This window comes from Rathayibacter sp. AC182 (assembly GCF_979253875.1).
On record NZ_CEEDEK010000005.1, the window covers coordinates 1,162,682 to 1,176,086 of the forward strand.

Here is a 13,405-nt window from a genome sequence, read left to right on the forward strand (position 1 = left end):
GGAGGAACATGACCGAGGAACGATTCACGACGACGAACTCCGGAGCGCCGGTCGCGAGCGACCAGCACTCCCTGAGCGTCGGGGCCGACGGCCCCCTCGCGCTCCACGACCACTACCTCCTCGAGAAGCTCGCCCAGTTCAACCGCGAGCGCATCCCGGAGCGCGTCGTCCACGCCAAGGGCGGCGGAGCGTTCGGACGCTTCATCACCACGGCCGACGTCAGCGCCTACACCCGTGCCGCGCTCTTCCAGCCCGGCGTCGAGACCGAGATGCTCGCGCGCTTCTCCACCGTCGCCGGTGAGCAGGGCTCGCCCGACACGTGGCGCGACTCCCGCGGCTTCGCGCTGAAGTTCTACACGAGCGAGGGCAACTACGACCTCGTGGGCAACAACACCCCGGTGTTCTTCCTCCGCGACGGCATCAAGTTCCCCGACTTCATCCGCTCGCAGAAGCGCCTCCCCGGCACGCACCTGCGCGATCACGACATGCAGTGGGACTTCTGGACGCTGTCCCCGGAGTCGGCCCACCAGGTCACGTGGCTCGTGGGCGACCGCGGTCTGCCGAGCTCGTGGCGCCACATGGACGGCTTCGGATCGCACACCTACCAGTGGATCAACGCGGCCGGCGAGCGCTTCTGGGTGAAGTACCACTTCAAGACCGACCAGGGCGTCGAGATCCTCAGCCAGGAGCAGGCCGACCAGATCGCCGGAGAGGACGCCGACTTCCACATCCGCGACCTGTCCACCGCGATCGACAGCGGCGACTACCCGACCTGGACCCTGTCCGTGCAGGTCATGCCCTACGAGGACGCGAAGTCGTACCGGTTCAACCCGTTCGACCTCACCAAGGTCTGGCCGCACGCGGACTACCCGCTGATCGAGGTCGGCACGATGATCCTCGACCGCAACCCCGAGAACTACTTCGCGCAGATCGAGCAGGCCGCGTTCGCCCCGTCGAACTTCGTGCCCGGCATCGCGGCGAGCCCCGGACAAGATGCTGCTCGCGCGCATCTTCAGCTACGCCGACGCGCACCGCTACCGCGTGGGCGCGAACCACGCGCAGCTCCCGGTCAACGCTCCGAAGTCGCCGGTGCACTCGTACTCGAAGGACGGGGCCATGCGCTTCGACTTCCAGAAGTCCGAGGTCCCGGTCTACGCGCCCAACACGATGGGCGGCGCGCACGCCGACCCGCTCGTGCGGCGGAGTCCACCGGCTGGGAGAGCGACGGCGAGCTGACGCGCGCGGCGGCGACCCTGCACCCGGAGGACGACGACTTCGGCCAGGCGGGCACGCTCTACCGCGAGGTCCTCGACGACGCCGCCCGTGCGCGTCTCGTCGCGAACATCGCCGGGCACGTGTCGAAGGTCACGCGCCCCGAGCTCCGCCAGCGGGTGCTGCAGTACTGGGCGAACGTCGACAGCTCGCTGTCGCAGCGCGTCGCCGAGGCGCTCGAGCCGTCCGCGCCGGGTGCCGGTGTGGCCCCGGAGGAAGTGGGCATCGGGGCCTGACCCCGCCGCCCGAACGAGTGCGCGGTGCCGGGCTGGACCCCGGCACCGCGCGAGTCCGGATGAGATACCCGACCGTGAAAGACGAGAGATGACCACCGAACGATCTTCAGAGTACGTGCCCGCGCCCCTGTGGGGCTCCTACGTGTCGAGCGGATCGGCGAACGCGCCGATCGTCGGCCGGTACACCGATGTCGAGCCCGCCTCGGCCCCGCCGGTCGAGGGAGCGCCGGCCGCTGCGGACCGGCGCCGTCGCGCTGCCGTCGACCTGACCTCCGCCTCCGCGGACCACGATCAGCGGACGGTGCGGGCTGTCGCGTGCGGCCCCGCACCGTCCGCTTCCCTGTGCGGCGGCCTCCCGCTGGGCGGCCTTCCGCCCAGTGCTGGAGGGCGGCCTCGCGAGCGCCCGTGCTCCCCGCGGCGCACTCCCGGCCACCAGGAACGCGTCCCCGGTGAGGAACACGAGCGCCGGCACCAGCACCGTGCGCACCACCAGGGTGTCCAGCAGCACTCCGATGCAGACGATCACGCCGATCTGGGTCAGCGCGACCACCGGCAGCACTCCGAGCACCGCGAACACCGCGGCGAGGAGGATCCCGGCGCTGGTGATGACGCCGCCGGTCGAGGCGAGCGCGCGCACCATGCCCTCGCGCGTGCGGCGGCCCGCCCGCTCCTCCCGGGCCCGTGTGACGAGGAAGATGTTGTAGTCGACGCCCAGCGCCACGAGGAACAGGAACGCGAAGAGCACCACGTTCGCGTCGAAGGCCGGGAAGCCGAGCACCCCGCGGAACAGCAGGTTCGGCGGCGCCGAGGCTGGCGAAGAAGGTCGCGAGCACGCTCGCGATCAGCAGCACCGGAGCGACGAGCGAGCGCAGCAGCAGCGCGAGGATCAGGAACACGATCGCGAGGATGATCGGGATGATCAGCGCCTGGTCCCGCTCCGAGGCGGTCTGCGTGTCGAGCGCGGTCCGCGTCGCTCCCGCCGACGAGGCTCTCGGAGGCGTCGCCGTCCGCGTCCGCGTAGGCGTCGCGGAGCGCGGTGATCGGCCTCGAACGCCTCGGCGCTCTCGGGCTCGCCGGCCAGGGTGAGGCTGAGGGCGGTCCTCCCGCTCGCGCCTCGCCGGGGCGCACGGAGTCGACGCCGTCGGTCGCCTCGGCGATCGTGACCGCGTCGCCCACCGCGTCGTCCGGAGCGAGGACCGTCGTCTGCGCGGTGAGCCCCGCGCCGAAGGACTCGTCGATCACGACCTGCGCCCGCACCGACTCCGGATCGCCGAGCAGCTGGTCCGTCTGCGACAGCCCGACCTTCGCGCCGATCAGGCCGAGCGAGAGGAGGGCCACGCCCAGGGTCGCGACGACGGCGATGCGGCCCGGTCGGCGCGCGACCTCGCGGCCGAGCCGGGTCCAGAGCCCTCGGAGTCCGCTCGCGGTGCACGTGCTTCTCGTCGCGCTCGGCGTCGGGGCGGGGACGAACGGCCAGAACAGGCCTCGGCCGCAGAGCACGAGAGCGGAGGGGAGCACCGCCGAGGGCGAACAGGATCGCGATCGCGACGCCGATCGCGCAGGCGAAGCCGAGGGCGCGGTTGCCGGCGAGTTCGGCGAGCAGCAGGGTCAGCAGGACTCAGCGCGACGGTGCCGCCACTGGCCGCGATCGCGGGGCCGGCGCTGCGGACGGCGGTCGACATCGCCCGGTGCCGGTCCGGCTCGTGGAGCAGCTCCTCCCGGTAGCGCGCCACGAGCAGCAGTGCGTAGTTCGTGCCGGCACCGAAGACGAGGACCGAGAGGATCCCGCTGATGGAGGCGTCCAGCGGCACCCCGGCCGCGTCGGCGAGGGCCGGCGACGACGACCCGCGCGAGGCCGTCGGCGATGCCGACCACCACGAGGGGCACGATCCACAGCACGGGACTCCGATAGGTCGCGATCAGCAGGACCGCCACGACCAGCACCGTGATCAGCAGCAGTCGGAAGTCCGCTCCCGCGAAGGCGTTCGAGATGTCGGCCTGGAATCCCACCGCTCCGGTGAGGTAGCTGTCCAGGCCCGCCGGCAGCCCCTCGATCCGGCGGCGCGCAGCTCCGTCGCGACCGACTCGACGTCGTCCACCACCGAGGACTGCGCGAGCGGCACCGCGACCAGTGCCGCCGCGCCGTCGTCGCTGAACTCGCGGTCGCACCGCCTCCGGAGCGGTGGACAGATCCGCGAGGGCGACGGCCCGTTCGGCGATCAGCGGCCCGGTCCTCCTCGGTGAGCCCGTCCGTCCGGTTCCAGAGCAGGATGCCGGCCGTCATGTCGGCCGAGGGGAACGCGCGTCGAGCAGCGCGGCGACCTCGGAGGACTGCGCCGAGTCCGGCAGCCCGGACTGCGGGAACCCCGACTCCGAGCTCTGCGGCAGGAGGGCGAACAGCGCGCCGACCGCGAGGAGCGCGGCGAGCAGGGTCAGCCACGCGTGGCGGCGGGTGCGGACGAGGAGGACGAGCGGTGTCATGGTTCACTTCCGGCGGGATCGAGGGATTGGTCAGCCTACTGACTGGTAGAAAAACCAGCTATCCAGGAACCCGGGAACCCGAGCCGGCGCTTCCACTCGTCGAGGACCTCCCCGCTCACATCGAAGAGCTCCGTTCCGCGGTGCGGCGCCTCGATCTCGGTGCTCGTCACCCGGACCCCGCTCGGCAGGACGTCGACGATCGCCGCTCCCGACGCCGCGACCGACCTCTCGTGCGACGGCCCTGCGAGGACGTCCGTCCGATTGGCGGCACCCGGGGCGGCGACGACAGGAGCCGGCCCGCTCGTGTCGACGAACGCGTGGTGCCAGTGCCCGGAGAGCACGGCCAGGACGGTGGCGCCCGAGACCGCCTCCCAGAGGTCGTGCGGATTCACGAGTCCCATCACCGTGTGCAGCGGAGCCACCGCGGCGATCGGCGGATGGTGCAGGACGAGGACCACCGGGGCGCCGGGGTCCTCGGCGATCCGCTCCCGAGCCACGCGAGGGTCGGCTCGGTCAGCAGTCCCCACGAGGCGCCGCCCGGCACGGAGGAGTCCAGCGTCAGGATCCGGACTCCCCGCACCTCGGTCGCGGCGTTGCCGGGGCCGGTGGATCCGAAGCCCTCCCGATCGTCGTGGTTGCCGAGCGCGAGCACGAGCTCGGCGGCTCGGGCAGAGCACCAGGCCGAGGAGGCGCTCCCTGAGCGCGGAGTACGACGCCGGGTCGCCGTCGTCGGCCAGATCCCGAGACCACCACGGCGTCGATCCCCTCGACCGCCTCGTGCGCCTCGAGCACCGCGTCGAGGCTCGCCCTCGTGTCCACGACCCGGTTGTACCGCGCGTCCGGGTCGGCGAGCAGGTGGGTGTCCGAGAGGTGCAGGAGTCGGAGCGGCCGGGGTGCCGCGATCCGGGATCGCGTCCGCCCGGGAGGCGGCCTCCTCGATCAGTCGCGCGTTCGCCTCGTCCGGACCGTCGGCCCAGGCGAAGGCCTCCTCGAGCGTCTTCCCGTAGCGGAGGTGCCGGGCCGCGAGGCGACTGCGCCGGATCCGGGGCGCGAGTGCGAGGTGCAGACGCAGGTCGAGGAGCGGGCGACGTCCGCCCAGCCGTCCTGCTCGAGCAGCAGATGGTTGCCTTCGACGAACGACCGTCCCCTCCTCGACGGGAGGGGGGAGATCGGGCACCGGCTCCTCGATCGAGCGATCGAACGACGAGACGCGCACGACGGACCCGGGCGCCGCGTCGCGCAGCCGGTGGAGCGCGTCGACCGGGCGCCTCGTGTCGAAGTCGGGAGCACCCACCGCTCCCGGCGACCGGGCTCGCGGAGACGCTCCTGCGGGAGGTGGTAGCCGTCGAGGGGAGCACCACTGGAACCGGGGACCTGCGCCCGCAGTTGCTCGGCGAGGTGACTGCCGACCCGGGAGGCCCGGAGGCCCGACGAGCAGCGCTCGGCCGACCCGCGCCGACGCGACGAGCCGAGCGCCTCGGGCAGCGAGGTGAGCACCGGCGGGCCGGTGCGGGAGGAGGGGGACCGTCGACAGGAGGCATGCGCCCATTCTCGTGACGCGAGCAGTCGAGAGGTGGGCGAGGCCGCCCGGCTGGGGAGGGTTCCGCCGACCGTCGTCCGGGGAGGGCGGTGGCCTCGACACGCCCGGGATGATCGATTCCACCCGCCGTTTGACACAGTCCCGATCGCTGCGTAACTTATTCCGAGTCGCCACATAGGCCGCAGGGAAACGGAAGAGACCGGCTCGCAGAGCCTCTCCTACGTCGGCCTCAATCGGGACCATCCACTCGAGACAGCAGCTCTTCGGAGCAGGCTCCCTGCAGAGGATGTAAAGCCTCCGCAGGATCCTCGGGTCCAGCACGCTCGCCGCCCGCGAAGGACTTCGGTCCCGATCGGGAAGCTTCGGAGCGCCTCTCGGCGCGAAGACATGGCGAAGAAGCCGGATTTCGACACGGCCTGCGAATGTGCTAAGTTATCCAAGTTGCCAAAGCGGCGAAAGAGACTAGCTTCTCTCAAGCTTAGCCGGTCACAGGATGACAAGCAACAAGGATTTACAGCAACATCTTCGATCACTCTCGTTGTGAAGCACTTTTTTGTGGTGTGGAGGCGGGGTGTGTCCGATTCTTGAGAACTCAACAGCGTGCACTATGTTCAATGCCAATTTGCATACCCCGGCCGGGTTTTTGACCCTGGTTGGGATTCCTTTGGAAATTGATGTCAGTAATGATGTCTTATTTGCTAGAGGTCAAACTTGACTTCCTTCTCTTCGGGGTCGGTTGTCGTAAATTTTTTACGGAGAGTTTGATCCTGGCTCAGGACGAACGCTGGCGGCGTGCTTAACACATGCAAGTCGAACGATGAAGCCCAGCTTGCTGGGTGGATTAGTGGCGAACGGGTGAGTAACACGTGAGTAACCTGCCCTTGACTCTGGGATAAGCGCTGGAAACGGCGTCTAATACCGGATACGACCTGCCCCGGCATCGGGTGCGGGTGGAAAGTTTTTCGGTCAAGGATGGACTCGCGGCCTATCAGCTTGTTGGTGAGGTAATGGCTCGCAAGGCGACGACGGGCAGCCGGCCTGAGAGTGGTGACCGGCCACACTGGGACTGAGACACGGCCCAGACTCCTACGGGAGGCAGCGGTGGGGAATATTGCACAATGGGCGAAAGCCTGATGCAGCAACGCCGCGTGGGGGATGACGGCCTTCGGGTTGTAAACCTCTTTTAGTAGGGAAGAAGGACTTCGGTTTGACGGTACCTGCAGAAAAAGCACCGGCTAACTACGTTGCCAGCAGCCGCGGTAATACGTAGAGGTGCAAGCGTTGTCCGGAATTATTGGGCGTAAAGAGCTCGTAGGCGGTTTGTCGCGTCTGCTGTGAAAACCCGAGGCTCAACCTCGGGCCTGCGGTGGGTACGGGCAGACTAGAGTGCGGTAGGGGAGAATGGAATTCCTGGTGTAGCGGTGGAATGCGCAGATATCAGGAGGAACACCGATGGCGAAGGCAGTTCTCTGGGCCGTTACTGACGCTGAGGAGCGAAAGCGTGGGGAGCGAACAGGATTAGATACCCTGGTAGTCCACGCCGTAAACGTTGGGAACTAGATGTGGGGACCTTTCCACGGTCTCCGTGTCGCAGCTAACGCATTAAGTTCCCCGCCTGGGGAGTACGGCCGCAAGGCTAAAACTCAAAGGAATTGACGGGGGCCCGCACAAGCGGCGGAGCATGCGGATTAATTCGATGCAACGCGAAGAACCTTACCAAGGCTTGACATATACCGGAAACTTCCAGAAATGGTTGCCCCGCAAGGTCGGTATACAGGTGGTGCATGGTTGTCGTCAGCTCGTGTCGTGAGATGTTGGGTTAAGTCCCGCAACGAGCGCAACCCTCGTTCTATGTTGCCAGCACGTCATGGTGGGAACTCATAGGAGACTGCCGGGGTCAACTCGGAGGAAGGTGGGGATGACGTCAAATCATCATGCCCCTTATGTCTTGGGCTTCACGCATGCTACAATGGCCGGTACAAAGGGCTGCGATACCGTAAGGTGGAGCGAATCCCAAAAGCCGGTCTCAGTTCGGATTGAGGTCTGCAACTCGACCTCATGAAGTCGGAGTCGCTAGTAATCGCAGATCAGCAACGCTGCGGTGAATACGTTCCCGGGCCTTGTACACACCGCCCGTCAAGTCATGAAAGTCGGTAACACCCGAAGCCGGTGGCCTAACCCCTTGTGGGAGGGAGCCGTCGAAGGTGGGATCGGTGATTAGGACTAAGTCGTAACAAGGTAGCCGTACCGGAAGGTGCGGCTGGATCACCTCCTTTCTAAGGAGCATCTGGACACCGCGTTCCTTGTGAGCGTTGTGTGTTCCAGGCGCCAGATCGAAGCGAATGTCTTCGCTGGTAGCTCATGGGTGGAACATTGAACTGGGTGCAGGTCGAGTTCGTCTCGTGTCAGTACAGCCTTCGGGTTGGGAACGCACGGTACGGAGGGTGGCTTGCACATGCACGCTGTTGGGTCCTGAGGGACCGGGCCGGCTGCCTTCGGGTGGTTCGGGTCGACCTTCTGGATCCTTTCTCCATGCCTGGGTGTGTGGGGGAAGGGTACCGCCCGTATTTTGAGAACTACACAGTGGACGCGAGCATCTTTAGATTCAGAACTTCGGTTCTGGATCGACAGAGGCGCAGGAATGCTTTCGGGTGTTCCTGCAAATCATTGAAATCTGCAATCTTCGAATTGTAGTTTCTTAACTCATGTGATTTTCAAGTTTTTAAGAGCAAACGGTGGATGCCTTGGCATCTGGAGCCGAAGAAGGACGTCGTAATCTGCGATAAGCCTCGGGGAGCTGATAAACGAGCTGTGATCCGAGGATCTCCGAATGGGGAAACCCCGCCAGGCCCCTTGTGGTGACCTGGTGACTCCCGCCTGAATATATAGGGCGGGTAGAGGGAACGTGGGGAAGTGAAACATCTCAGTACCCACAGGAAGAGAAAACAACAGTGATTCCGTTAGTAGTGGCGAGCGAACGCGGAAGAGGCTAAACCGAGCCATGTGTGATACCCGGCAGGGGTTGCATGGTCGGGGTTGTGGGACTTTTCGTCGTGTTCTGCCGAGCACGGAACGTTACAGCGCATCATAGACGAACAGGTTTGAATGCCTGGCCAGAGCGGGTGCGAGCCCCGTAGTCGAAATGGTGTTATGGCGTGAAGAGTATCCCAAGTAGCACGGGGCCCGAGAAATCCCGTGTGAATCTGTCAGGACCACCTGATAAGCCTAAATACTCCCAGATGACCGATAGCGGACAAGTACCGTGAGGGAAAGGTGAAAAGTACCCCGGGAGGGGAGTGAAATAGTACCTGAAACCGTTTGCTTACAAACCGTCGGAGCCTCCTTGTTGGGGTGACGGCGTGCCTTTTGAAGAATGAGCCTGCGAGTTAGTGCTCTGTGGCGAGGTTAACCCGTGTGGGGCAGCCGTAGCGAAAGCGAGTCCGAATAGGGCGATGTAGTCGCAGGGTCTAGACCCGAAGCGAAGTGATCTATCCATGGCCAGGTTGAAGCGACGGTAAGACGTCGTGGAGGACCGAACCCACTTCAGTTGAAAATGGAGGGGATGAGCTGTGGATAGGGGTGAAAGGCCAATCAAACTTCGTGATAGCTGGTTCTCTCCGAAATGCATTTAGGTGCAGCGTTGCGTGTTTCTTGCCGGAGGTAGAGCTACTGGATGGCCGATGGGGCCCAAAAGCTTACTGACGTCAGCCAAACTCCGAATGCCGGTAAGTGAGAGCGCAGCAGTGAGACTGTGGGGGATAAGCTTCATAGTCGAGAGGGAAACAACCCAGACCACCAACTAAGGTCCCTAAGCGCGTGCTAAGTGGGAAAGGATGTGGAGTTGCACAGACAACCAGGAGGTTGGCTTAGAAGCAGCCACCCTTGAAAGAGTGCGTAATAGCTCACTGGTCAAGTGATTCCGCGCCGACAATGTAACGGGGCTCAAGCACGCCACCGAAGTTGTGGCATTGACATTTTGTGGTAGGCCTTCGTGGTCCAGCCGTGTTGATGGGTAGGAGAGCGTCGTGTGGCGAGTGAAGCGGCGGTGTGAACCAGCCGTGGACGCCACACGAGTGAGAATGCAGGCATGAGTAGCGAAAGACGGGTGAGAAACCCGTCCTCCGGAAGACCAAGGGTTCCAGGGTCAAGCTAATCTTCCCTGGGTAAGTCGGGACCTAAGGCGAGGCCGACAGGCGTAGTCGATGGACAACGGGTTGATATTCCCGTACCGGCGAAGAACCGCCCAAGACAATCCAGTAGTGCTAAGTATCTGAATCCCTTTGATGGATCCCTTCGGGGTGAAGCGTTGGGCCTAGCGTACGACCCCGTGCTGGTGCGTTTAGCGTATTAACAGGTGTGACGCAGGAAGGTAGCCGAGCCGGGCGATGGTTGTCCCGGTCTAAGGATGTAGGGCGAACGATAGGCAAATCCGTCGTTCACACAGCCTGAGATCTGATGGGTAGACGCAAGTCGAAATCGGTGATCCTATGCTGCCAAGAAAAGCATCGACGCGAGGTTCTAGCTGCCCGTACCCCAAACCGACTCAGGTGGTCAGGTAGAGAATACCAAGGAGATCGAGAGAATCGTGGTTAAGGAACTCGGCAAAATGCCCCCGTAACTTCGGGAGAAGGGGGCCTGAGGCGTGAACGGACTTGCTCCGGGAGCGTTCGATGGCCGCAGAGACCAGTGGGAAGCGACTGTTTACTAAAAACACAGGTCCGTGCTAAGTCGCAAGACGATGTATACGGACTGACGCCTGCCCGGTGCTGGAAGGTTAAGAGGAACGGTTAGCCGCAAGGCGAAGCTGAGAATTTAAGCCCCAGTAAACGGCGGTGGTAACTATAACCATCCTAAGGTAGCGAAATTCCTTGTCGGGTAAGTTCCGACCTGCACGAATGGCGTAACGACTTCCCAGCTGTCTCAACCGCGAACTCGGCGAAATTGCATTACGAGTAAAGATGCTCGTTACGCGCAGCAGGACGGAAAGACCCCGTGACCTTTACTATAGTTTGGTATTGGTGTTCGGTGTGGCTTGTGTAGGATAGGTGGGAGACTGTGAAGCGGGCACGCTAGTGTTCGTGGAGTCATTGTTGAAATACCACTCTGGTCACTCTGGATATCTAACTTCGAACCCTAATCGGGTTCAGGGACAGTGCCTGATGGGTAGTTTAACTGAGGGCGGTTGCCTCCTAAAAAGTAACGGAGGCGCCCAAAGGTTCCCTCAACCTGGTTGGCAATCAGGTGGCGAGTGTAAGTGCACAAGGGAGCTTGACTGTGAGACTGACAAGTCGAGCAGGGACGAAAGTCGGGACTAGTGATCCGGCAGTGGCTTGTGGAAGCGCTGTCGCTCAACGGATAAAAGGTACCTCGGGGATAACAGGCTGATCTTGCCCAAGAGTCCATATCGACGGCATGGTTTGGCACCTCGATGTCGGCTCGTCGCATCCTGGGGCTGGAGTAGGTCCCAAGGGTTGGGCTGTTCGCCCATTAAAGCGGTACGCGAGCTGGGTTTAGAACGTCGTGAGACAGTTCGGTCCCTATCCGCTGCGCGCGTAGGAAATTTGAGAAGATCTATCCCTAGTACGAGAGGACCGGGATGGACGAACCTCTGGTGTGTCAGTTGTTCCGCCAGGAGCACCGCTGATTAGCTACGTTCGGAACGGATAACCGCTGAAAGCATCTAAGCGGGAAGCCGGCTTCGAGATGAGATTTCCATCCCTTCGGGGGAGAGGCTCCCAGCCAGATTACTGGGTTGATAGGCCGGATGTGGAAGACAGGACTAAAGACTGTCGGAGCTGACCGGTACTAATAAGCCGATAACTTGACAATCACTACACTCATACCGTTGTAAAGGCTGGTAGGAGTGGTCAGAAGATTGCTCGCGTCCACTTTGTGGTTCCCAGAAGACGGGCACCGCACCACCCTGTGAGGGGTGGTGCACATAATTGAATACACGCAAGACGTGTAACCCCAGATTTGACCCCCACCAGCTGACTGGCGGGTGTGTCGCAAGGGTTACGGCGGCTATAGCGAGAGGAAACGCCCGGTCACATTCCGAACCCGGAAGCTAAGACTCTCAGCGCCGATGGTACTGCAGGGGGACCCTGTGGGAGAGTAGGACACCGCCGGACACCATTCACGATGGCCACCCAGACACTGGGTGGCCATCGCTGTTTAACCCGCCATCCCGAGACCGACGGCCCTGTGCGAGCAGGAGAGCCGGGGTTAGGGTGGACGGGACGACGGCCTCGAGCCGTCCGCCGCCTCGAGCGGTTCAACTCCACAGCGCACGATCACGACAGGCGAGGAACGCATGGACGACAGAGCACCCGAGGGCGACGACCGGGGAGCCGGCAGGCGCGACCAGCGTCCGGATCGTGCGGCAGGAGCGGGCCGCTCCTCCGCCCCGCGCAGCGGCGGACGTGACGAGCGTCCTCGGCGCGAGGGCGATCAGCGTCCGCGCCGGGAGGCCGACTTCCGTCCCCGGACCGAGGGCGATTCCCGTCCCTCGCGGGGTGGCGACGCACGTCCCGCGCGTGACGGCGACTCCCGTCCTCGTCGGGAGGGCGACTACCGTCCTCGGACGGACGGCGACTCCCGTCCTCGCCGTGAGGGTGATTCGCGTCCGCGTCGGGAGGGCGACTTCCGTCCCCGGACCGATGGTGATTTCCGCCCCCGCCGTGATGGCGATTCGCGTCCGTCTCGTGATGGTGGTTCGCGTCCTCGCAGGGAGGGCGACTACCGTCCCCGGACCGATGGTGATCCCCGTCCCCGCCGGGACGGCGACGCACGTCCCGCCCGTGACGGTGACTCCCGTCCCCGCCGTGAGGGCGACTACCGTCCCCGGACGGACAGCGACTCCCGTCCGCGCCGGGACGGTGATTCCCGCCCTCGTCGTGATGGTGATTCCCGTCCCTCGCGTGACGGCGATTCGCGTCCGCGGCGGGAGGGCGATTTCCGTCCCCGTGCCGATGGTGATCCGCGTCCTCGCCGCGACGGAGACTCTCGACCTCCGCGTGACGGCGATTCACGTCCGCGGCGGGAGGGCGACTTCCGTCCCCGGACCGACGGCGATTCGCGTCCTCGTCGTGACGGCGACTCGCGTCCTCGTCGCGAGGGCGACTTCCGTCCTCGGACCGACGGGGATCCGCGTCCCCGTCGTGACGGTGACGCGAGGGTGGCCGCGATGGTGGGCGGTCCTTCTCGGACGATCGGCGTGGCGCCGGTGACCGTCAGGGCGGTCGCGGCTTCGCCGGCCGAGGTGCTCCTCGTGAGGAGCCGGAGATCACGGAGGAGGAGCGCGAGCGCCGGTCGCTCCAGTCCGTCCGCCCGCGTCACGACGACCCCGAGCTCCCGGACGACGTGCAGGCCAAGGACCTCGACCGCGTCGCGCGCAACGAGCTCAAGACGCTGACGAAGGAGAACGCCGAGTGGGTGGCGATGCACCTGGTGATGGCGGGGAGGCTCCTCGAGGAGGATCCCGAACTCGCGCACCGGCACGCTCTCTGCCGCCCGTCGGGCGGGGCGCATCGCCATCGTCCGCGAGTCGCTCGCCATCTCTGCCTACGCGATCGGCGACTTCGCTCTCGCGCTGCGGGAGCTGCGCACCTACCGCCGCATCTCCGGATCGGATGAGCAGGTCCCGCTGATGGTCGACAGTGAGCGCGGGGTCGGACGTCCTGACAAGGCGCTCGAGCTCGGCCGCTCCGTCGACCGCAGCACGCTCAGCGTCGGGGCGCAGGTCTCGCTCGCGATCGCGATGTCGGGCGCCCGCCTCGACCTCGGTCAGACCGAGCTGGCTCTGATGGAGCTCGAGATCCCGCAGCTCGAGCCCGACCGCGCCTTCGTACAGCCCTGATCTGTTCGCGGCCTACGC

At 64.7% G+C, this 13,405-nt stretch carries 7 protein-coding genes, 3 rRNA genes and 3 pseudogenes; 7 read left to right on the top strand and 6 right to left on the bottom strand.

From position 1 onward, the window contains the following. Positions 1 to 8 precede the first annotated feature (8 nt). Positions 9 to 1,508: pseudogene (locus AC0CII_RS17145) on the top strand (catalase). Positions 1,509 to 1,614: 106 nt separating this feature from the next. Here AC0CII_RS17145 and AC0CII_RS17150 read toward each other — a convergent pair. Continuing rightward, positions 1,615 to 2,286 (bottom strand): MMPL family transporter, encoded by a 672-nt coding sequence (locus AC0CII_RS17150; RefSeq protein ID WP_465230132.1) that lies wholly within the window; start codon positions 2,284 to 2,286, stop codon positions 1,615 to 1,617. 82 nt (positions 2,287 to 2,368) lie between these two features. Then, positions 2,369 to 2,446 (bottom strand): annotated as a pseudogene (locus tag AC0CII_RS17155) (hypothetical protein); the annotation flags it as partial. Here AC0CII_RS17155 and AC0CII_RS17160 point away from each other — a divergent pair. After that, positions 2,424 to 2,594, top strand: coding sequence for a hypothetical protein (locus AC0CII_RS17160; RefSeq protein WP_465230133.1), 171 nt, complete (start codon positions 2,424 to 2,426; stop codon positions 2,592 to 2,594). The pseudogene AC0CII_RS17155 and the gene AC0CII_RS17160 sit on opposite strands and share 23 nt — an antisense overlap. A gap of 227 nt (positions 2,595 to 2,821) precedes the next feature. Here the strand turns inward: AC0CII_RS17160 and AC0CII_RS17165 are convergent. From AC0CII_RS17165 to AC0CII_RS17180, 4 genes and pseudogenes are all read right to left on the bottom strand, one after another. Continuing rightward, positions 2,822 to 3,677, bottom strand: a pseudogene (locus AC0CII_RS17165) (MMPL family transporter). Between the two features lie 111 nt (positions 3,678 to 3,788). Beyond that, a complete protein-coding gene (locus AC0CII_RS17170; RefSeq protein ID WP_465230134.1) occupies positions 3,789 to 3,989 on the bottom strand; it encodes a hypothetical protein in 201 nt (66 codons plus the stop codon). Between the two features lie 35 nt (positions 3,990 to 4,024). Beyond that, positions 4,025 to 4,447, bottom strand: a complete 423-nt coding sequence (locus AC0CII_RS17175) for a hypothetical protein (RefSeq protein WP_465230135.1) — start codon at positions 4,445 to 4,447, stop codon at positions 4,025 to 4,027. Continuing rightward, on the bottom strand, positions 4,390 to 5,283 hold the full coding sequence (locus AC0CII_RS17180) for a nucleoside/nucleotide kinase family protein (RefSeq protein WP_465230136.1): 894 nt from the start codon (positions 5,281 to 5,283) through the stop codon (positions 4,390 to 4,392). The genes AC0CII_RS17175 and AC0CII_RS17180 overlap by 58 nt, the downstream gene beginning before the upstream one ends. A 995-nt stretch (positions 5,284 to 6,278) precedes the next feature. On the opposite strand from AC0CII_RS17180, the gene AC0CII_RS17185 reads away from it, so the two are divergent. The 5 genes from AC0CII_RS17185 (at position 6,279) to AC0CII_RS17205 (ending at position 13,387) form a co-directional block, all read left to right on the top strand. After that, positions 6,279 to 7,805: ribosomal RNA gene (locus tag AC0CII_RS17185) — 16S ribosomal RNA — on the top strand. 436 nt (positions 7,806 to 8,241) lie between these two features. Continuing rightward, positions 8,242 to 11,358: ribosomal RNA gene (locus tag AC0CII_RS17190) — 23S ribosomal RNA — on the top strand. A 187-nt stretch (positions 11,359 to 11,545) separates the two neighbouring features. Beyond that, positions 11,546 to 11,660: ribosomal RNA gene (gene rrf, locus AC0CII_RS17195) — 5S ribosomal RNA — on the top strand. The 16S, 23S and 5S rRNA genes sit together here, the layout of an rRNA operon. Positions 11,661 to 12,891: 1,231 nt before the next feature. Next, the gene (locus AC0CII_RS17200) at positions 12,892 to 13,164 is read left to right on the top strand and encodes a hypothetical protein (protein WP_465230137.1); all 273 of its coding nucleotides are present in this window, start codon (positions 12,892 to 12,894) and stop codon (positions 13,162 to 13,164) included. Positions 13,165 to 13,177: 13 nt separating this feature from the next. Then, positions 13,178 to 13,387, top strand: a complete 210-nt coding sequence (locus AC0CII_RS17205; RefSeq protein WP_465230138.1) for a hypothetical protein — start codon at positions 13,178 to 13,180, stop codon at positions 13,385 to 13,387. The last annotated feature ends 18 nt before the right edge of the window (positions 13,388 to 13,405 follow it).

Bases quoted from the DNA above. Each gene is read 5' to 3' on its own strand.
- AC0CII_RS17160 (WP_465230133.1), top strand. From the start codon at position 2,424: ATGATCAGCGCCTGGTCCCGCTCCGAGGCGGTCTGCGTGTCGAGCGCG.
- AC0CII_RS17170 (WP_465230134.1), bottom strand. From the start codon at position 3,989: ATGACACCGCTCGTCCTCCTCGTCCGCACCCGCCGCCACGCGTGGCTG.
- AC0CII_RS17205 (WP_465230138.1), top strand. From the start codon at position 13,178: ATGGTCGACAGTGAGCGCGGGGTCGGACGTCCTGACAAGGCGCTCGAG.